Origin of the sequence: Streptomyces sp. NPDC001851, assembly GCF_040297165.1 — a bacterium.
Lineage (GTDB): Bacteria > Actinomycetota > Actinomycetes > Streptomycetales > Streptomycetaceae > Streptomyces.
Window position 1 is genome coordinate 168,696 of record NZ_JBEOYR010000015.1, and the last position, 18,858, is coordinate 187,553.

The window sequence follows — 18,858 nt, forward strand, 5'->3', positions numbered from 1 at the left end:
GGGCACGTCATAAGATCCCCTTATGAGGTCATAGACCGGACCCGCGTACCGACTTAGGTGTGCCTTAGTTTAGGCTTCTTGATCGAGTCGCTGTCCACGCTCGAAGGGAACCTGATCATGCCGCGCCCCCTGCGGGTAGCCATCGTCGGAGCCGGCCCCGCCGGGATCTACGCCGCCGATGCCCTGCTCAAGTCCGACGTGGCCGCCGACCCCGGTGTGTCCATCGACCTCTTCGAGCGGATGCCCGCCCCGTTCGGCCTGATCCGGTACGGCGTCGCGCCCGACCACCCGCGCATCAAGGGCATCATCACCGCCCTGCACCAGGTGCTCGACAAGCCGCAGATCCGCCTGTTCGGCAACGTCGACTACCCGACCGACATCAGCCTGGACGACCTGCGCGCCTTCTACGACGCGGTGATCTTCTCCACCGGCGCGACGGCCGACCGCGAGCTGTCCATACCCGGCATCGGCCTGGACGGCTCGTACGGCGCCGCCGACTTCGTCTCCTGGTACGACGGCCACCCGGACGTCCCGCGCAGCTGGCCGCTCCAGGCCGAGAAGGTCGCCGTCCTCGGCGTCGGCAACGTCGCCCTCGACGTGGCCCGCATCCTCGCCAAGACCGCGGACGAACTGCTGCCGACCGAGATCCCGCCGAACGTCTACGACGGCCTGAAGGCCAACAAGGCCGTGGAGATCCACGTCTTCGGCCGCCGCGGCCCCGCCCAGGCGAAATTCAGCCCGATGGAACTGCGCGAGCTGGACCACTCGCCGAACATCGAGGTCATCGTCGACCCGGAGGACATCGACTACGACGAGGGCTCGATCGAGACCCGGCGCGGCAACAAGCAGGCCGACATGGTCGCCAAGACGCTGGAGAACTGGGCGATCCGTGACGTCGGGGACCGGCCGCACAAGCTGTTCCTGCACTTCTTCGAGTCCCCGGCGGAGATCCTCGGCGAGGACGGAAAAGTCGTCGGTCTGCGCACCGAGCGCACCGCCCTGGACGGCACCGGCAACGTCAAGGGCACCGGTGAGTTCAAGGACTGGGACGTCCAGGCGGTCTACCGCGCGGTCGGCTACCTCTCCGAGAAGCTGCCCAAGCTGCCCTGGGACCTCGAAACCGGCACGGTCCCGGACGAGGGCGGCCGGGTCATCGAGGACGGCGGCACCCCTCTGCAGTCCACGTACGTCACCGGCTGGATCCGGCGCGGTCCCATCGGTCTGATCGGCCACACCAAGGGTGACGCCAACGAGACCGTCGCCAACCTGCTGGACGACTACGCGAACGGCCGGCTGCACACCCCCGCCTCGCCGGACCCCGAGGCCGTGGACGCCTTCCTCGCCGAACGCGAGGTCCGCTTCACCACCTGGGAGGGCTGGTACAAGCTGGACGCCGCCGAGCGGGCCCTGGGCGAGCCGCAGGGCCGCGACCGCGTGAAGCTCGTCGAGCGTGAGGACATGCTGCGGGAGAGCGGGGCGTAGGTCCGGAACTCCGCAGGGCAAGGCTCGCGAGGGGGCAGGCGCCGAGACGCCGGCCCCCTCGCCCCGTTCGGATCCGGATGCCTGCCCACTCGAACGGCTCGGGCGGCGGCACCCACAGCGGGCGTCGAGGCAGCTCAGCGTGGGGCGAGCTCGCGGCGGCCGGCCACCGCCAGGGCCAGGGTCAGCAGGGCGAGCGCGACCGCCTGGGCGATATCGCCGCGGAGGTACCAGGCGGCCCCGGGTACCCCGAGCCACGGGTAGAAGGCGGCGACGCGCACGGCCAGGAGGAGCAGGCCGAGCACGGCGAGGGCGAGCGCACCCCCCGGCGTGCCCCGCTCCGTGCGGCGGACGCTCCACAGCAGCCAGCCGAGGGTACCCACGACGAAACAGTTGGCGGGGCCCCACACCAGGTCGGAGGCGCGGGGCAGCAGCACCTGGGAGGCGCCCGTCACCACGCACGCGGCCATGAAGACCAGACCGGGGGTGCCGGCCGGCAGCCGGGCCGGGGGCGCGTCGCGGTGGTGGGCGGCGCACAGCACGAGGGCCGGCAGCCAGGCGAGGAGTGCCAGGGTCGCCACGAACGCGGGCTCCACGATGACCGTCTGCCCCGTCAGCGAGGACACCAGCGGCCACAGGGTGGGCAGCGCGGCCACCAGGACACCGGTCCGGGCGAGGCGGCGACGGCCGTACAGCAGGCCGAAGTAGGCGGCCGTCCAGCCCAGCGGCAGGACCCACTGGGCGAGGGCGACCGTGCCGTCCAGGACCCCGTGGTCGGTGAAGTCCGCGAGGAACACCCGCCGTTCGGCGCTTCCGCGGGTGAACGACCAGGTCAGCTGCAGGACCGGTGCGACGACGGCGGAGGCCGCCAGGACCAGCACGGCGGCCAGCGCGAAGAGCCGGGCGCCCGAGCCGAGCAGGACGTAGGGGCGGGGTGCCCCTGCCGCACCGAGGCGGCTGCGCACCGCCAGGGCGGCGATGCTCGCCACCTCGCCGAGCGTGGGCCGGCTCTGGTCCTGGGTGTCGCGGTCGAGGTCGCCCAGATACGTCTCGACCATCTCCTCCTCCCGCTCGCGCCGGTAGTAGGCGGGGAGCAGGCGCAGGACGGCGCGGTAGCGGGCCTCCAGCAGCGTGGTCATGCGTAACCTCCCGCGAGTCCGGGTGTGGTGGGGGGTTCGAGTCCGGCCGGGCCTTCGGCGGCGGGGCGGACGGCGGCACCGGCGCGGCGGCCCTCGGCGATGCGCCGCTTGGCCGCCCCGGCCCCGGCGGCCATCCGCTCGGCCTCCGCGTCCAGGGCCGCGACGCCGTCGTCGGTGAGCCGGTAGTAGCGCCGCAGCCGGCCCTGCTGGACCTCTTCCCGGTCCAGCACGATCAGGCCGTCGGCGGTGAGCCGGTCCAGCACTCCGTACAGCGTGCCGACCCGCAACTGCACCTCTCCGCCGGACAGTTCCTCCGTCTCGCGCAGGATGCCGTAGCCGTGCCGGGGCTGGTCGGCGAGCGCCGTGAGGACGAAGAACGCCGCCCGGGTCATGCTCTTCGCTGTCATGGAGCCAGGATATATCGCCTGTCGATATATATCGAGCAGGCGAACCACAGGCCGTGCGAACGGGGTCCGCCCCTGAGCGGATGGACGGGCGGGCCCCGTTCGCCGGACCATTCTGGGCGCCGTACGACAGCACGACCACGTGTGAACGACGGCCGGCCGACGCATGCCGCACGCGCCCCGGGTGCACGGCGCGCGTCCCGTGCGCGAGGCGTGCGGAATCCGCCACGCGCCGTCTCCCCGCCCCGGACGACGTGACGTGCGGGTGAGCGGTGATACTGGGAGACGCACCCGCCCCCATCAGCAGATTGGCTCATGTCGAACTCCGTCACCGACCGCGCCACCATCCCGCAGACCCTGTGGGCGGCCCGCGGCCGCCACACCGGTCCCGCCCCCGAGGAGGTCGTCCGCCGCACCCTGCGCAGGCACAAGGAGAACGGGGACATCGACGACTTCGCCGAACCCCCCGTCGGCGAATCCCCCGCAGCCGCTTCCCCCGTGGTCCAGGCGCCGGACCGGCGGGTCTTCGAGGCGCGCTGGCGGGGCGGCGGCACGGTCACCGTGCGGGCCCGGCTCACCCTTGTGGCCCGCGCGGGCCGGCCACAGGGGCACGAGTGGCGGCTCGTCGCGGAGGCCGAGCGCCCGTGGGACGAGGCGTGGCCCTCACCGGCGACCCTGTTCTGGCCCGCGGGCGGTGCGGGCGAGGACGGCTCCTGGGACCATCACGCCACACTCTCCGGAGTGCGCCTCCAGCAGGTCAACGCGCTGCCCGCGGACGACAAGGAGATGCGGCGCAGACTGCGGGAGGCGGCGCGCGAGGCGTGGTGTGTCAACGTCGTCGTGCACGAGGCGATGACCCCGGACGAGCAGGGCCGGCTGCCGCTGGCCCGGCTGCTGCCGCCGGGCCTGCGGCACCGGGTCGTCGAACACCGCGCCGCGCCGCACCAGTTCCGTGCCGTCAACTGGGCACTGAAGGACCTCGGTGTCGAGGTGCCGCGCGGCGGCGCCGTACTGCTGCCTCCGGATCCGGCTCCGGAGGGCTACGACGGCCGCGAGCACCGCGTGCGCAGCGTCTTCCTGGACGGTTCCGAACCGGCCGAACTCGTCGCGGCCCTGCGGCACTTCGTCGCCCTGCCCCGGCCGATGCCGGACGGGGTCGAGGAGGCGCTGACCGATCTGCGGGAGAACTGGACCCTGATGACTGTCCAGGAGGAGCTGGAGCGTGAGCGGCGGCTGGTCGCCGTGTACGCCGAAGCGCTGGAGGCGATGACGAAGTCCCGGGACCTGTACAAGGAGGCCGCCGAGCAGGCCCTGGAGGCCCTCGCCGCCTACCGTGACGTCCCCGCCCCCGCCCTGCCGCAGCAGCGGTCCGAGCCCCGGACACCGGGTGCGCTGCAGCCGCTGACGCGGACGTTCGAGCGGCTGAAGTCCGCGGCCAGGGGCCGCCGTCAGCCGCCGGACTCCCAGGACACCGCCGACGGCACGGAACGGCAGTCGTAACCGTCTGGGTAGGAGCAGGAGGTCGCCGTAGCCGTCTCTTCGGAGGCCGGAAGGAGGAGGCCGGATGGATTCCGCCACTACTCTGCTGGTGATCGGCGCCGCCGTCGCGGCCGTGCTGCTCGTCGTCGCCCTCGGACTGCTCGTACGGCTGGTGCGCGCCCGGCGCGCGCTGCGGCGGGCCGGGCTGCCGACGGGGCCGCGCTGGGTGTTCTGGGGCGCGGTCGCCTATCTGCTGCTCCCCACCGACCTGCTGCCCGACCCCGTCTACCTGGACGACATCGCCGTCCTGCTGCTGGCGCTGCGCAGCCTGCGCGCCGCCCGGCCGCTGCCGCCCGGTCCGACCGAGACCTGAACCGCCGCGGGCCTCGGCGTGGAGCGATGCGAACCGGGTTCACCGGCGCACCCGGTACGCCGACGGCCCCGGACGTGGCCGTGGTCATCGGCGTCGTGCGCGCGTTCACCGTGGCCGCCCGGGCGTTCCGGTGCGGTGCCGAGCGGCCGGCTCGCCTTCCAGGACGGCGCGCCGGTGCCGGGTTTCGACCTGGCCGACTCCCCCGCCCGGCTGCCCTCGTGCGGGGCCGCACGGTCGTGCGGAAGACCGCTGCCGGCACGGCCGGGGCGCTGGGGTCCTTCTGCTGGATCTCCGCGGAGGTGCTGCGGCGGGCCCGGCGGTCCGGGTCAGCCCGGGCCCGCGCGGCGGGTGTTGCCCTCCACCAGGGTGCTCAGCAGCACGGCCAGGGCCGCGAGCGCGGCCACCGCTGCCGCCGTGTCGGCGAGCCACGGAGGGGCCAGGGTCGGGTCCCAGGGCCGGGACGGGTCGGGGCCGCCGGACCACGTGCCGAGCACCTGCCCGGCGGCGAGTGCCGCCGTCACGCCGAGCGCTGCGGTCGCCGCGACGAGCCGGGCCTGCGGCGAGCGGGCGGGCAGCGCGAGGGCCAGCAGGAGGCACAGGACCGAGGCGAGGACGGTGGCCGGGAGGACGCCGTGGGACGCTACGGGCCAGGAGCGCGGGGCGTGGGCGACCCCGCACAGGAAGACCATCAGCGCGGCGCCGCGCACCGTCCAGGCAGGAGCCACGGCGTCGCGGGCGTCCTGGTCCCGGCCCTTCGCCGGGTGAAGCCCCACCGGCCGGCCGTCGGCAGGCCCGCCCTTCGCCGGCCGGTCCTGCCCCGGCCCGCTCTTCGCGTCGGTGGCCGCCGCGGCCGTGTCGTCGGGCACGGCCACCGGTACGGCGGCGGGTCCGACCGGCGCGGGCTTCGCCGATGTGGGTTCCGCCGACGCGGGTTCGGTCGCCGCGAGGGCGGCGGGATCGGGGTGTGACGGCTCCGGCGACGGCGTCTCCAGCAGCGAGGCGCTGGGCAGCGGGGTCTCGAAGAGGAGGGTCTCCTGGCCGGGGCTGTCCGCGGCCAGCCGGGCGATCAGTTCGGCGAGTTCCTCGACGGGCCGGTTGGCGGCCGCGGCCCGCAGCGCGGCCTGACCGCAGTGGGGTTGCACGGATGCGCGGTGCAGCAGCTGGACGAGCCGCGCCACCTCGTCCAGGGGCCGGCGTTCGGCGGCGGCGCGGATCACCTCGTCGGCGCTGTCGGTGTCCCGCGGCGGCTCGGTCAGGAGGGCCACCAAGCGGGCGAGGTCCTCCACGGGCCGGTCGACGCCGATCGCGCGCAGCGCGTCGGCCGTGGCCCGGGGGTGCTCGGGCGAGTTCTCCAGCAGTGTGATGAGCCGTACGACGTCATCGAGCGGGCGGTCGGCGACGGCCGCGCGGACCAGGCCCTGCAACGGGTCGTCGTACGGAAGATCGTCCTGGCCCGGCGCGTCGTCGTGCGGCGCGTCGTCGTGCGGCGCGTCGTCGTGCGGCGCGTCGTCGTGCGGGGCGTCGGCGGGCGCGGGGCCGGCGGACAGCTCGCGGGGGCTGTCGGGAGGGCTCTCGTCGGGCGACCGGGGGATCGGCTCCGGCGGCGTCGCCGGCCGCGTCAGGAGCTGGGGGGACGGGGCGAGGACCGGTGCGGAGGGTATGAGGGCGTCGTCGGGACGGGGGGACGGAGAACGGGTCGTCATCTCGGCTCCAGTCGCAGGGTGCGGGCGCGGCCGCGCCCCCGCACACGGCCGCGGCATTACGCACTCCATTACTAGGAGCCGGTCGGTGGGCCCGCCACTCCGGTGGGGCACTGGTGTGAGACGGCCCGGTGGGTGCGGGCCCGCTCCCGGTCCACCGCCGCCTCCCAGGTGCGTCGCATGGTCCTCCGGGCGCATTCTTGCTGTGTCATCCACCCGAAGGCGCATGGGACGAGGCAGGGGCGATGGCTGGGAGCGGTGGTGAGCAGGTGGTCCGTACGCGGACCCGGCTGGCCGCACTGCTGGCCGAGGCCTCGACCGGCGCGCTCGGCGCGGCCGGCGGCCGGGTGGCGGGTGTGTATCTGCGGTCCGGTACCACCGGCCTGCTGCGTCTCGCGGTGCTCGCGGGGCTGCCCGGTCCGCTGTTCCGGCCCTGGTGGCGGCTGCACGTCGGCCGTCCCTTCCCCGTAGCCGACGCCTATCGCCTGGGCGTGCCGGTGGTACTGCCGAACGCCGCCGAGACGGTGCGCCGGTACCCGCAGTTCGCCGCGGGTCTGCCGTTCCCGTTCGGGTCGGTGCACGTCCCGGTGCCGGGCGGGAGCGAACCGCTCGGGGTGCTGACGGTGCTGCACCCGGCGGTCGCGGACACGGCGGACGAGCTGCTGGACCCCGAGCTGCTCGCCCGGCTGGCCGAAGGACTGGGCGCCGAGCTGCTCGCACTCGCCGACGGGGACGCCGGCGCGGTCGTCTGGGACGGTGAGCCGCTGTGCGTACGGCCGCCGGCGCGCCGGCCCGCGCAGACGGTCGTGGCGCGGTTCGACTGGGATCCCGGGAGCTGCGCGGTACGCGCGGACGAGCGGTTGTACGGCCTCCTCGGGATGCGCCCCGGTGATGTCCTGGGGAGTGACGAGGCGCTCGCGGACGCCGTGGCCCCGCACGACGCGCACCGGATCCTGGCCGCGCTGCGCGACACCGCCGCCGGGCAGCCGCCCGCCGCGCCCCTGTGCCTGCGGGGACGGGACGGCACGCCGCGGCTGCTGCACCTGTGGGCGGCCGCCGGGGAAGGGCCGGCGGAGCGGGTCGGCGGGGTGCTGTTCGAGCCCGGTCCCGCCGTCTCCGCGGAGGGTGCGGCCGACCTGCTGCCCCAGGGGGTGTTCTGCGTGGACCGGGTGGGTCTGATCGTGTACGCCAACCAGGCCGCGGCCCGGCTCGCCGGCCGGGAGCGCGCGCGGCTGCTCGGGCAGCCGCTGTGGGAGGCGATGCCGTGGCTGGCCGGTCCGCCGTACGACGACCATCTGCGCGGCGCCCTGCTGGCCCCCGAGCCGGTGCACTTCCATGTGCGCCGGCCGGCCGACGACCGTGCCGGACCGGGTGCGGGCGACTGGCTCGCCGTGTCGGTGCATCCCGGTGAGGACCTGCTGACCTGCACGCTCGTCCCGGCCAGCCGCATGGACACACCGGTCGAACCGGTCGTCGAGGAGCATGTCCCGGAGGACACCGCGGCGGCGGGCCCCTCGATGACCCCCCTGTACCGGCCGATCGCCCTGGCCATCGCGCTGACGGACGCGGTGACCGCCCGGCAGGTGTCGGCCGTGGTGATGCAGGAGCTGCTGCCCGCGTTCGGCGGCCGGCGCCTCGCCATCTACCTGCTGCAGGAGCGGCATCTGTACCTCGCCTGGGAGACCGGTTTCCCGCAGGGGTTCCTGGCCCCGTTCGAGGGAATCGGACTCGACGCGCGGGTGCCGGGCGTGGAGACCCTCACCACGGGCCGGCCCCTGTTCTTCGAGTCGATGCAGCAGATCGCGGCCGCCTACCCGGGCATCCCGCTGGACGCCGACGAGGGCGCCCGCGCCTTCCTGCCGCTGATCGCGTCGGGCCGGCCGGTCGGCTCCTGCATCCTCGGCTTCGAACGGCAGCGCAGCTTCAGCACCGAGGAGCGTACGGTGCTCACCGCGCTCGCCGGGCTGATCGCGCACGCCATGGAGCGGGCGCAGCGCTACGACAGCGAGGCGGCCCTCGCCCGCGGCCTGCAGCAGGCTCTGCTGCCCCGCCGGCTGTCGGCGCATCCGCGGGTGGAGACCGCGGGCCGGTATCTGCCGGGCACGCAGGGCATGGACGTGGGCGGCGACTGGTACGACGTGGTCGAGGCCGGTGACGGGCTCGCGCTGGTGATCGGCGATGTGCAGGGGCACGGGGTGCAGGCGGCGGCCACGATGGGGCAGCTGCGCAGCGCGGTGCGCGCGTTCGCGCTGGGCGACCGGCCGCCCGACGAGGTGCTGAGCGGCACCAACCACCTGCTGATCGACCTGGACCCCGGTCAGTTCGCCAGCTGCTGCTATCTGCGGCTGGACCCCGCCACCGGCCTGGCCCGGATCGCCCGGGCGGGGCATCCGCCGCCGCTGCTGCGCCCGCCCGGCGGGCCGACCCGGGTGCTGGACCTCCCGGGCGGTGTCGTCCTCGGGGTGGACCCGCGGGCCCGGTACCCGGTGACCGAGCTGGTGCTGGAGCCGGACGCGATCCTCGCCCTGTACACGGACGGGCTGGTGGAGCGGCCGGGCGCGGACATCGACGACGGCATCACGGCGTTGCGGCTGGCGCTGAACCGGGCCGGGGCCGCGGCCGGGCGGCGGGGCGGCCGGTCGCTGGCCGGGGTCGCGGACCGGCTCACGGCCACCGCCCGGCATGCCGCCGACCGCCCCGACGACGTGGCGCTGCTGCTCGCCGCCCGCCGTTCGGCCGCCCCGCGTCAGCGATGACCGGATCGGGCCGCGCCCTCGGGCGGCCGTCGGCGCGGACCACAGTCTCGCCTGACGGCGCCGGGCAGTGTAGACATGGGCACATGGTGCGACTGCCCGGCAGGCCTGCGACTCGGCCGCCCCGTCCTTTCGGGCACCCGCGCGCACCGCAGGGCCCGCGGCCCGACGGTCCGGACGGGAGCGGCGGCCGGCCCGGGATGCTGCGGTCGGCGGTGACCGGGCGCAGCGTCGCCGGACAGGTGTTCGTCCTCCAGGTGGTGATCGTGCTGCTGCTGGTCGTCTCGGCGGTGGTGGCGCAGGTGCTGCAAGTGCGGCACGACACCGACCGGGAGGCGCGGAACCGGTCGCTCGCCGTCGCCGAGACGTTCGCGAACGCGCCCGGCACGGTCGCCGCGCTGCGCTCGCCCGATCCCACGGCCGTGCTGCAGCCGCGCGCGGAGGCGGCCCGCAAGGCCACCGGCGTGGACTTCATCGTCGTGATGAACACCGACGGCATCCGTTACACGCACCCCAAGCCCGACCGCATCGGCAAGAAGTTCGTCGGCACGATCGGCCCGGCACTGGCCGGGGGGACGGTCACCGAGCACGTCAACGGCACGATAGGTCCGCTGGTGCAGGTCGTGGTGCCGGTGAAGGACGCGGGCGGCACGGTGGTGGGCCTGGTGTCGGCCGGGATCACCACCGCGCACGTGGGCGGGGCCGCCGCCCAGCAACTGCCCCTGCTACTCGCGGCGGCAGCGGCGGCGCTCGCACTGGCCACCGCGGGCACGGCCCTGGTCAGCAGACGGCTGCTGCGCCAGACGCACGGCCTCGGACCGTACGAGATGACGCGGATGTACGAGCACCACGACGCGGTGCTGCACGCGGTCCGGGAGGGTGTGCTGATCGTCGGCGGCGACGGCCGGCTGCTGCTCGCCAACGACGAGGCGCACCGGCTGCTGGACCTGCCCGAGGACGCCGAGCTGCGCAGCGTGCTGGAGCTGGGGCTGGACAAGGAGACGGCGGCGCTGCTGGCCTCGGGCCGGGTGGCCACGGACGAGGTGCACCTGGTCAAGGACCGGCTGCTGGCCATCAACCAGCGCCCCACGGACCTGCGCGGCGGCCCGGCCGGCAGCGTGACCACGCTGCGCGACTCCACCGAGCTGCGCGCCCTGTCCGGCCGTGCGGAGGTGGCGCGGGAACGGCTGAACATGCTGTACGACGCCGGGGTGGGCATCGGCACCAGCCTGGACGTGGGCCGTACCGCGGAGGAGCTGGCGGAGCTGGCGGTGCCCCGGTTCGCGGACTTCGCGACCGTCGACCTGTTCGACGCGGTGCTGCACGGTGAGGAGCCGAGGCCGGGCACGGCGCTGCGCCGTGCCGCGTGCGCCGGTGTCCGCAAGGACTCACCGCTGTTCCCGGTCGGCGAGCGGATCCGGTTCGTGCCCACCTCGCCGCAGGCGCGCAGCCTGACCACCGGGCAGTCGGTGCTGGTGCCCCGGCTGCGCGAGGCGCCCGGCTGGCGCGCGCAGGACCTGGAGCGCACCGACCAGGTCCTGGCGTACGGCATCCACTCGCTGATCACGGTGCCGCTGCGGGCGGGCAGTCTGGTGCTGGGCGTGGCGAACTTCTGGCGTGCGGAGAAGCCGCAGCCGTTCGACGCCGAGGAGCTGGCCCTCGCCGAGGAGCTGGTCGCCCGGGCGGCGGTGTCCATCGACAACGCCCGCCGGTACACGCGCGAGCACAGCATGGCGGTCACCCTGCAGCGCAGTCTGCTGCCGCGCAGCCTGCCCGAGCAGGACGCGCTGGAGATCGCCTACCGCTATCTGCCGGCGCAGGCCGGGGTGGGCGGCGACTGGTTCGACGTGCTGCCGCTGTCCGGTGCGCGGGTGGCGCTGGTGGTGGGGGACGTGGTGGGGCACGGACTGCACGCGGCGGCCACCATGGGCCGGCTGCGTACGGCGGTGCACAACTTCTCCGCGCTGGACCTGCCGCCCGACGAACTCCTCGGGCTGCTGGACGAGCTGGTCGGCCGGATCGACCAGGACGAGACCGCCGCGGACGGCGCCGCCGCGATCACCGGCGCGACCTGTCTGTACGCGGTCTACGACCCGGTCGCACGGATCTGCACGCTGGCCCGGGCCGGCCATCCGCCGCCCGCGCTGGCGCACCCCGACGGCCGGGTGGAGTTCCCCGAGGTGCCCGCGGGGCCGCCGCTGGGTCTTGGCGGGCTGCCGTTCGAGACGGCCGAGCTGGAGCTGGCCGAGGGCAGTCGGCTGGTGCTGTACACGGACGGGCTGGTGGAGGACCGCGAACGGGACATCGACGTGGGGCTCGATCTGCTGAGCGACGCCCTGCGCGGCACGCCGGGTGCCTCGCCGGAGGACACCTGCCGCGCCGTGCTGGGCCGGCTGCCGGCCCGGCCGAGCGACGACGTCGCGCTGATCGTCGCCCGTACCCGGGTGCTGGGCGGCGACCGGGTCGCCGAGTGGGAGGTGCCGTCCGATCCGGCGGCGGTGTCGGAGGTCCGGTCGTCGGTGACCCGGCGGCTCGCCGAGTGGGGCCTGACGGGGCTGGACTTCACGACCGAGCTGATCCTGAGCGAGCTGGTGACCAACGCCATCCGCTACGGGCGCGGCCCGATCGGTGTGCGGCTGCTGCGCGAGCGGACGCTGATCTGCGAGGTCTCCGACCGCAGCACGACCTCACCGCATCTGCGGTACGCGGCGAGCACCGACGAGGGCGGCCGGGGCCTGTTCCTGGTCGCGCAGCTCGCCGAGCGCTGGGGCACCCGGTACACCCCGCACGGCAAGATCATCTGGGCGGAACAGCCCCTGCCCTGACAGGGCGGGGGCTGTTCCGGGTTCCCGTCTCGCCTGCGCGGAGGAGGCGGTCAGGCGCTCAACCGCGAGCGCAGCAGCTGCTTCCCCATCTCGGCGCCCTTGCGGCTGTCGGCCTGTGCCTTGTGGAACAGGTCCACGAGCTCGCTGTCGTGCTCGCGTTCGGCGTCCTGGATGTACGTCTCCAGGCGCAGGGCGTTGTCGAGGCACGCCTCGACGTACCAGATCAGGTCGTAGTTCTTGTCGCGCGTGCCGGTGACGCCACCGGTCTCGCTGGTGCTGGTCATCGGGCCTCCTCCTTCTGCGGACCTGTGTGGATGTAGTCGTTGGCAGGCACCGGGTACCCGGGCGACCTGGCGGTACACAGCCGAGTCAGCCCAGGGCGCGGTCGAGGTTGAACGCGGCGCTGATCAGGGACAGATGGGTGAACGCCTGGGGGAAGTTGCCCTGTTGCTCGCCGGTGCGGCCGATCTCCTCCGCGTACAGGCCGAGGTGGTTGGCGTAGGTGAGCATCTTCTCGAAGGCCAGCCGGGCCTCGTCGAGCCGGCCGGCCCGCACCAGGGCCTCGACGTACCAGAAGGAGCAGATGGAGAAGGTGCCCTCGTCGCCGCGCAGTCCGTCGGGGCTGGCCTGCGGGTCGTAGCGGTAGACGAGGGAGTCGGAGACCAGGTCCTCGGTCAGGGCGTCCAGGGTGGACAGCCACTTGGGGTCGGTGGGGGCGATGAACTTGGCGAGGGGCATCATCAGCAGGGAGGCGTCCAGGACGTCGCCGCCCTCGTACTGCACGAAGGCGCCGCGCCGCTCCGACCAGCCGCGCGCCATGATCCGCCGGTAGATCGCGTCGCGGGCCTGCCGCCAGCGCCGGTGGTCGGCGGGCAGTCCGCGCCGGTTGGCGAGGCGGATGGCCCGCTCGATCGCGACCCAGCACATCAGCCGCGAGTACGTGAAGTTCTTGCGGCCGCCGCGGGTCTCCCACACGCCCTCGTCGGGCTGGTCCCAGTGGTCGCACACCCAGTCGACCAGGTGGCACACGTCGTCCCACTGGCCGCTGGAGATCGGCTGGGCCCACTTGTCGTACAGGTAGATCGAGTCGATCAGCGCGCCGTAGATGTCCAGCTGGAGCTGGCCGGCGGCGGCGTTGCCGACCCGGACCGGGGCCGAGCCGAGGTGGCCCGCCAGATGCGGCAGCACGCGCTCGGGCAGATCGGAGCGGCCGTCGATGCCGTACATGATCTGCAGCGGGCCGGAGGCGGAGTCGTAGCAGGGCGTGATGTGCGTGGTCAGGAACCGCATGAAGGCCTCGGCCTCGCCGGCGAAGCCGAGCCGCAGCAGGGCGTAGACGGCGAAGGCGGCGTCGCGGACCCACACGTACCGGTAGTCCCAGTTGCGCTCGCCGCCGAGTTGCTCGGGCAGGCTGGTGGTGGGGGCGGCGACGATGGCGCCGGTGGGGGCGTAGGTGAGCAGTTTCAGGGTGAGGGCGGAGCGGTGCACCATCTCGCGCCAGCGGCCCCGGTAGCGGGACTGGTGCAGCCAGTGGCGCCAGTAGGCGACCGTGGCGTTGAACTCGTGCTCGGCCTCGGCGTGGGCGCAGCCGCGGGGGGCCACGGCGGCGCCGAGCTGGTCGAGGGCGAAGACCGCGGTCTCGCCCTCGGCGAGCTTGAAGTCGGCGCGCGCGTCCCGGGCGTCGCACTCCAGGACGACCGTGGAGGTGAGCGACAGTGAGCGCTCTGCGGACTCGAAGACGACGGTGCCGGCGACGGTTTTCAGGGTGTGCGGGACGGCGCCGTAGCCGAAACGGGGGGCGACCAGCACCCGGAACGGCACGGTGCCGCGGACGCAGACCACGCGCCGGATCAGCCGGTGCCGCCCCGCATCGCCCTGTACGGCCGCGCCGTCGGAGGTCACCGGCATGAAGTCCTGCACCTCGCCCACGCCGTCCTCGGTGAAGAACCGGGTGATCAGTACGTTGGTGTCGGGGAAGTAGAACTGCTTGGTTCGCGCGGGTACCGCGGCGGCCAGCTCGAAGGAGCCGCCGCGCTCGGCGTCGAGGATGGCCGCGAAGACGCTGGGGGCGTCGAAGGACGGGCAGCAGTACCAGTCGATGGTGCCGTTCGTGCCGACCAGGGCCACACTGCGCAGGTCGCCGATGAGTCCGTGCTCGGCGATCGGCAGCCAGCGGGGGCTGTCGCGGACGTCCTCCGGAAACGGGGTCTCGGCCATCGCGGCCTCCCGGTGAGCGGTGCGAGATGTTTTCCAGCTTAGGAGCGAGTGCTTCGCGGCGGGCTGGGAAGGCGCTCCTCACCCGCTTCCCCGGCGCCTGGAGATGCAGGGTCCGCGGATGCGGGCAATGGTGAGAGTGTGCCCCGTTCGGCGGCACCGGCACGGATGCGGTCATCCGGACCGAGGAGGAGGCATCATGTCGACATCCACACCTGACGAGTCCCGGTCGTCCGACGACCACTGCACCCCGGACGCCCTGCTCCACTCCGCTCCCTCCCGGGACATCACCCCGGAGGACCTGGTGATGGCGGCGGGCAGGGACGTCAATCCGAAGAACCTGGCCTGGGCACGCCGCAAGATGGAGAAGGAGGGCCCGACAGCCATCGAGAGGCTGCTGCCGTAGGGCGGTCCGGGGAAACAAGGGACTCACATCGAACGGGGGCGCGTCAGCCGACCTGAAGGGCGGGGGCGTATGCGACATGCGGCCCCGCCCTTCGGGTCGCTCAGGTTTCTTCCTCCACCACGTGTACGGCCGCCTCTTCGGCGCCCGCCGCTCCCCCGTCGACGCCCACGTCCCTCGCGACCTCCTCCTTGACGGTCTGGGGATGGGCGCCCTCGTCGGGGGCGACCAGGCGGCCGGCGCGGGACCCGCCGGCTTCGGGGTCGACGGGCTCCCCCTCGCCGCCCGGCAGGTCGCCGATCTCGTCACCGGGTGCGGGCTGGGCGTCGGGTACCTCCTGGGCGAGCCGTTCGTCGAGGGTCTCCCCCGCGTGCTGCTCGGCGGCGGTGGTGCCCTGCCTGGTGACGCCGAGGGGGCGTTCGGGCGGGGAGTAGCCCTCGTCGAGGACGTCGTCGTAGGTGCGCTCGTCGAGTGCGTCCTGGAGGTCCAGGGGACCGGCGTCCTCCTGTTCCTCGTTGGTACCGGTGGGCTGGTAGGCGTCGTCCGCCATCGGGGTCTGTTCGGACGGCCGGTCGCTCATGGTCGCCTCCTTCTCGGCTCGCGTGCGGTCCTCGTCCGCGTTTCCCGCAGCCGCGCCGTCAACCCCGCGCGATCGGGGCGGCGTCAGGCGGAGAGCATGCCCCGGCCCAGCCAGTCCCCGGTGTCCCGCACGCCGGGGAGGGCGAAGAAGTAGCCGCCGCCCGTCGGGGAGATGTAGTCGACCAGGGGTTCGTCGATCAGCCGGGTCTGTACGGCCTCGAACTGGCGCTTGACGTCCTGGTTGTAGCAGCAGAAGACCAGGCCCATGTCGAGGTTGCCGACGTTGTCCACGCCCCGGTCGTAGTTGTAGCCGCGGCGCAGGATCCGGGAGCTGTCGGTCTGGGCCGTGCGCGGGTTGGCGAGGCGGATGTGGGCGTCGAGCGGGATGGCGGTGCCGTGCGGGTCCTTGGCGTACTGGGGGATGTCGGTCTCCTGGGCGCCGTCCAGCGGGGCGCCGGTGTCCTTGCGGCGGCCGAACATCTTCTCCTGCTCGGTGAGCGAGACCCGGTCCCAGAACTCGACCAGCATCCGGATGATCCGGATGACCTGGTAGCTGCCGCCCTTGGTCCAGGCCGGCTCGCCCTGGCCGTCGCCGACCCAGATCAGCCTGTCGGTCTCGCGGGCGGAGGTGACGTCCGGGTTGGCGATGCCGTCCTTGAAGCCGAGCAGGTTGCGCTGGGCGCCGGTGGGGCGCGGGGCGTTCTGGAAGCCGTCGATGCGCCACTTGATCTGCATGGCGCCCCGGGTGTGCCGGGCTATGTCGCGCAGGGCGTGCAGCACGGTGTCCTGGCTCTGGGCGCAGATCTGCAGGGAGAGGTCGCCGTGGCACTCGGCGGCGTTCAGGTTGTCGTTGGGGAAGGTCCGCATCGGGGTGAGCCGGGCGGGCCTGGCCTTGGCGAGGCCGTAGCGGTCGTCGAAGAGGGAGGCGCCGACGCCGACGGTCACGGTGAGGGCGTCCGAGGGGACCTCGGGGCCGAGGATGCCGTTGTCGGAGGGCGGCGCGCCGACGCCCAGGTCGGTGGGGGTGCCGCCGGAGGTGAGGAAGCGGGCCCGCTCGGTGATGGTCCTCAGCAGGTCGGTGAGGCCCTTGCGGTCGTCGGCGATGACGTCGAGGGAGACGAAGGTGGCGGCGGCGGGTGCCGGGGTGGTGATCCCGGCCTGGTGGGCGCCGTGGAAGGGGACGTTGGCGCTGCTGTCCGCGTGGGCGGTCCCGGCCTCGGCCGTGCCGCCGCTCTCGCCGAGGGCGAAGCCGCCGCCGGCCAGGACCGCTCCGGCGGCACCGGCGCCCAGGGCGGTCCGCACGAAGGAGCGGCGGGCGGGGCCTGCGGGGCAGGTCGGCGTGTCGGCGGTCGGCATCGGCGGGTTCCCTTCGGGGTGCTCGTGGTGCTCGTGGTGCTCGGCGTGCGGGTGCGCGGGGGTCATCAGGCGGACTTCCGGATCTCAAGGAGGTCCGGGACCGGGGCGAGGTCCTCCAGCAGCTGCCCGGTGGCACCGTCGAGGCGCTGCTTGTCGGCGGCGGCGAGCCGGTCGACGGGGGTCCAGTCGGTGCCGTGGTGGGCGGCGTCCAGGAGCTTCTGCAGGCGGGCGATGTCCGTGTCGACCGTCGGGAGCAGCCTGGGGGCGCGGGTGGTGAGCAGCGGCTTGAGGACGGTGAGCAGTTCACGGGTGCCGGCGAGGTTGGCGTCGGCGGTGGCGAGACCGGTGCCGCTGCCCTCGTCGGTGTCGCCGGTCAGCTCGAACTGGAGGGTGTTCTCCAGGATCTCGTGCGCGCGCAGCGGCAGGTCGCCGGGGTCGAAGTCCTGGCTCGGGAAGGCCTTCCGCAGCCCTGCGGCGTCGGCGGTGAGCTGTCGGGCGGGGGCGGTCAGGTCCTTGGCGGACTCACCGTGCCACAGGCCGTACTCGATCCGCAGGAAGCCGGTGAAGTCCTTGTCCCGCTCGCCGTCGGGGAGTCCGTCGGCGCGGCCGTCGATCTTCTTGTCGTAGTCCTCGAAGGTGCCGTAGGCGGCGCCGAGGGAGGCGTAGGTGCGATGGGCGGTGAGCCAGTCGGTGCGGGCCTTGTCCAGGTGGCCGTGCTCGATGTCGTCGTCGAGGGTGTGCGTCTGGGTGACGAGGGTGTCCAGGCCCTGCGCGACGTACGTCTTGTACGCCTTCAGGGGTGCGGCGAGGTCCTGCTCGGAGACGGGGACGACCGGCTTGGCCGCGCCGCCGCCGCTGACGGTGACGGAGCTGGAGGTGACGGCCTTGCCGCCGGTCGGGACGCAGCGCCAGGCGTAGGTGCCGCCGGCGACGGTGGCGACGAGGTCACGGGTGGTGCCCGGGGCCAGGCCCTCGATCTCGCCGTAGACGGCGTTGGTGGACGGGTCGACCAGGTACACCTCGGAGGTCTTGCCGCCTGTGTTGTGCATCTGGAAGGTCTGGCGGCCCGGCTTGGGCGCGGTGAAGCCCTTGCCGCACTCGGTCTCGGAGACGGCGACCGTCTGGTCGCCGGCGGGCTTGGGGCGGGCGAGGGCGACGACGAGTCCGGCGATCACGGCGGGCACGGCGACCACGGCGGCCGGCACCACCCAGGCCGGCCGGCGCCGCTCGGACCGGGCGGCCGCCGGCTCCCGCTCGGCGTGTTCCTTCGCCGGCTTCGGGGCCGTGGCCCGTACGCCGCGCACGAACAGGGTCATCACGACGGCCAGGTAGGCGACGTAGGCGACCACCTGGAGCCAGGTCATGGTCGGGGTGAGGTTGAGGACGCCCTGGACGAGGGTGCTGTACCAGGAGCCGGCGTCGACGGTGCTCGCGAGGTCGACCGCGTAGGCGGTCTTCCCGGGCAGGACGCCGCCCTCCTGGAGGTCGCGCAGGCCGTAGCCGAGGACGCCGGCGGCGATGACGATCAGGACGGCGCCGGTGGCGGTGAAGAACTTCGTCAGGTTGATCTTCAGGACGCGCCGGTACAGGCCCCAGCACAGAGCCGCCGCGAGGACGAGGCCGATGCCTGCGCCGGTCAGCGGGCCGGCCGACTCGCCGGCGGCCTGCGCGGTGGTCCACAGGAACAGGGCCGTCTCCAGGCCCTCACGGCCGACCGCGAGGAAGGAGGTGAGGATCAGCATGCCGGAGCCCATGGCGAGGGCGCCGGTCACCTTCTGCTTGAGCTCGCCGGAGAGGTTGCGGGCCGAGCGGCGCATCCAGAACACCATGGCGGTGACGAACGCGACGGCGATCACGCTGAGGGTGCCGCCGAACGCCTCCTGGGCGGTCTGCGGCATGGACGCGGCGGTGAAGGTGAGCACCGCGCCGAAGCTCATCGCCACGGCGACGGCGGCCAGCACACCGGTCCACACCTGGGGCAGCCGGGAGCGCGCCTCGGCCCGGACCAGGGTGGCGACCAGGATGGAGACGATCAGTCCGGCTTCGAGTCCCTCCCTGAGTCCGATCAGGAAACTCGGAAACGCGTCGTCCCACATGCCCTGCTGCCCTCCCTAGCACTTAGTGAAGGCATACCTTACCTTCGCGGACCATCAT

General features: G+C 73.8%; 14 protein-coding genes. 6 read left to right on the top strand and 8 right to left on the bottom strand.

Translation table 11 applies throughout. The features are described from left to right. Positions 1-117: 117 nt before the first annotated feature. Positions 118-1,482 (top strand): FAD-dependent oxidoreductase, encoded by a 1,365-nt coding sequence (locus tag ABT171_RS23355; RefSeq protein ID WP_351246854.1) that lies wholly within the window; start codon positions 118-120, stop codon positions 1,480-1,482. A 134-nt stretch (positions 1,483-1,616) separates the two neighbouring features. On the opposite strand, the gene ABT171_RS23360 is transcribed toward ABT171_RS23355, so the two are convergent. Continuing rightward, positions 1,617-2,618, bottom strand: coding sequence for a hypothetical protein (locus ABT171_RS23360; RefSeq protein ID WP_351246741.1), 1,002 nt, complete (start codon positions 2,616-2,618; stop codon positions 1,617-1,619). Continuing rightward, positions 2,615-3,010: a PadR family transcriptional regulator gene (locus ABT171_RS23365; protein ID WP_351246855.1), complete on the bottom strand. Its 396-nt coding sequence runs from the start codon at positions 3,008-3,010 to the stop codon at positions 2,615-2,617. The genes ABT171_RS23360 and ABT171_RS23365 overlap by 4 nt, the downstream gene beginning before the upstream one ends. Before the next feature lie 327 nt (positions 3,011-3,337). Between ABT171_RS23365 and ABT171_RS23370 the strand changes: the two genes are divergently transcribed. Together ABT171_RS23370 and ABT171_RS23375 are read left to right on the top strand one after the other, a co-directional pair. Then, complete coding sequence (locus ABT171_RS23370) at positions 3,338-4,522, top strand: hypothetical protein (protein WP_351246743.1); 1,185 nt, start codon at positions 3,338-3,340, stop codon at positions 4,520-4,522. 64 nt (positions 4,523-4,586) lie between these two features. After that, positions 4,587-4,874 (top strand): DUF1232 domain-containing protein, encoded by a 288-nt coding sequence (locus tag ABT171_RS23375; RefSeq protein WP_351246745.1) that lies wholly within the window; start codon positions 4,587-4,589, stop codon positions 4,872-4,874. A gap of 326 nt (positions 4,875-5,200) precedes the next feature. Here ABT171_RS23375 and ABT171_RS23380 read toward each other — a convergent pair whose 3' ends face one another. Continuing rightward, a complete protein-coding gene (locus ABT171_RS23380) occupies positions 5,201-6,577 on the bottom strand; it encodes a hypothetical protein (protein WP_351246747.1) in 1,377 nt (458 codons plus the stop codon). A gap of 242 nt (positions 6,578-6,819) precedes the next feature. Here ABT171_RS23380 and ABT171_RS23385 point away from each other — a divergent pair, with 242 nt between their 5' ends. Beyond that, entirely contained in the window at positions 6,820-9,330 is a 2,511-nt protein-coding gene (locus ABT171_RS23385) for a SpoIIE family protein phosphatase (RefSeq protein WP_351246748.1), read from the top strand. Between the two features lie 197 nt (positions 9,331-9,527). Next, entirely contained in the window at positions 9,528-12,152 is a 2,625-nt protein-coding gene (locus ABT171_RS23390) for a SpoIIE family protein phosphatase (RefSeq protein ID WP_351246750.1), read from the top strand. Positions 12,153-12,202: 50 nt separating this feature from the next. On the opposite strand, the gene ABT171_RS23395 is transcribed toward ABT171_RS23390, so the two are convergent. Further along, positions 12,203-12,436, bottom strand: coding sequence for a hypothetical protein (locus ABT171_RS23395; RefSeq protein ID WP_351246752.1), 234 nt, complete (start codon positions 12,434-12,436; stop codon positions 12,203-12,205). Between the two features lie 85 nt (positions 12,437-12,521). Further along, positions 12,522-14,369, bottom strand: coding sequence for a glycoside hydrolase family 15 protein (locus ABT171_RS23400; RefSeq protein ID WP_351246753.1), 1,848 nt, complete (start codon positions 14,367-14,369; stop codon positions 12,522-12,524). 196 nt (positions 14,370-14,565) lie between these two features. On the opposite strand from ABT171_RS23400, the gene ABT171_RS23405 reads away from it, so the two are divergent. After that, positions 14,566-14,772 carry a hypothetical protein gene (locus ABT171_RS23405; protein WP_351246755.1) on the top strand — a complete coding sequence of 69 codons (207 nt, stop codon included), beginning with the start codon at positions 14,566-14,568 and terminating at the stop codon, positions 14,770-14,772. 100 nt (positions 14,773-14,872) lie between these two features. Here ABT171_RS23405 and ABT171_RS23410 read toward each other — a convergent pair whose 3' ends face one another. The 3 genes from ABT171_RS23410 to efeU all read right to left on the bottom strand — a co-directional run bounded on the left by ABT171_RS23410 (position 14,873) and on the right by efeU (position 18,800). Continuing rightward, a complete protein-coding gene (locus ABT171_RS23410; RefSeq protein WP_351246757.1) occupies positions 14,873-15,349 on the bottom strand; it encodes a DUF5709 domain-containing protein in 477 nt (158 codons plus the stop codon). An 83-nt stretch (positions 15,350-15,432) separates the two neighbouring features. After that, positions 15,433-16,704, bottom strand: a complete 1,272-nt coding sequence (efeB, locus tag ABT171_RS23415) for an iron uptake transporter deferrochelatase/peroxidase subunit (RefSeq protein WP_351246857.1) — start codon at positions 16,702-16,704, stop codon at positions 15,433-15,435. A gap of 65 nt (positions 16,705-16,769) precedes the next feature. After that, entirely contained in the window at positions 16,770-18,800 is a 2,031-nt protein-coding gene (gene efeU, locus ABT171_RS23420; RefSeq protein WP_351246759.1) for an iron uptake transporter permease EfeU, read from the bottom strand. Positions 18,801-18,858 lie beyond the last annotated feature (58 nt).

What these genes read in the sequence shown, in the direction of transcription:
- ABT171_RS23355 (WP_351246854.1), top strand. Translation starts at nt 118, where the DNA reads ATGCCGCGCCCCCTGCGGGTAGCCATCGTCGGAGCCGGCCCCGCCGGG.
- ABT171_RS23360 (WP_351246741.1), bottom strand. Translation starts at nt 2,618, where the DNA reads ATGACCACGCTGCTGGAGGCCCGCTACCGCGCCGTCCTGCGCCTGCTC.
- ABT171_RS23365 (WP_351246855.1), bottom strand. Translation starts at nt 3,010, where the DNA reads ATGACCCGGGCGGCGTTCTTCGTCCTCACGGCGCTCGCCGACCAGCCC.
- ABT171_RS23370 (WP_351246743.1), top strand. Translation starts at nt 3,338, where the DNA reads ATGTCGAACTCCGTCACCGACCGCGCCACCATCCCGCAGACCCTGTGG.
- ABT171_RS23375 (WP_351246745.1), top strand. Translation starts at nt 4,587, where the DNA reads ATGGATTCCGCCACTACTCTGCTGGTGATCGGCGCCGCCGTCGCGGCC.
- ABT171_RS23380 (WP_351246747.1), bottom strand. Translation starts at nt 6,577, where the DNA reads ATGACGACCCGTTCTCCGTCCCCCCGTCCCGACGACGCCCTCATACCC.
- ABT171_RS23385 (WP_351246748.1), top strand. Translation starts at nt 6,820, where the DNA reads ATGGCTGGGAGCGGTGGTGAGCAGGTGGTCCGTACGCGGACCCGGCTG.
- ABT171_RS23390 (WP_351246750.1), top strand. Translation starts at nt 9,528, where the DNA reads ATGCTGCGGTCGGCGGTGACCGGGCGCAGCGTCGCCGGACAGGTGTTC.
- ABT171_RS23395 (WP_351246752.1), bottom strand. Translation starts at nt 12,436, where the DNA reads ATGACCAGCACCAGCGAGACCGGTGGCGTCACCGGCACGCGCGACAAG.
- ABT171_RS23400 (WP_351246753.1), bottom strand. Translation starts at nt 14,369, where the DNA reads ATGGCCGAGACCCCGTTTCCGGAGGACGTCCGCGACAGCCCCCGCTGG.
- ABT171_RS23405 (WP_351246755.1), top strand. Translation starts at nt 14,566, where the DNA reads ATGTCGACATCCACACCTGACGAGTCCCGGTCGTCCGACGACCACTGC.
- ABT171_RS23410 (WP_351246757.1), bottom strand. Translation starts at nt 15,349, where the DNA reads ATGAGCGACCGGCCGTCCGAACAGACCCCGATGGCGGACGACGCCTAC.
- efeB (WP_351246857.1), bottom strand. Translation starts at nt 16,704, where the DNA reads ATGCCGACCGCCGACACGCCGACCTGCCCCGCAGGCCCCGCCCGCCGC.
- efeU (WP_351246759.1), bottom strand. Translation starts at nt 18,800, where the DNA reads ATGTGGGACGACGCGTTTCCGAGTTTCCTGATCGGACTCAGGGAGGGA.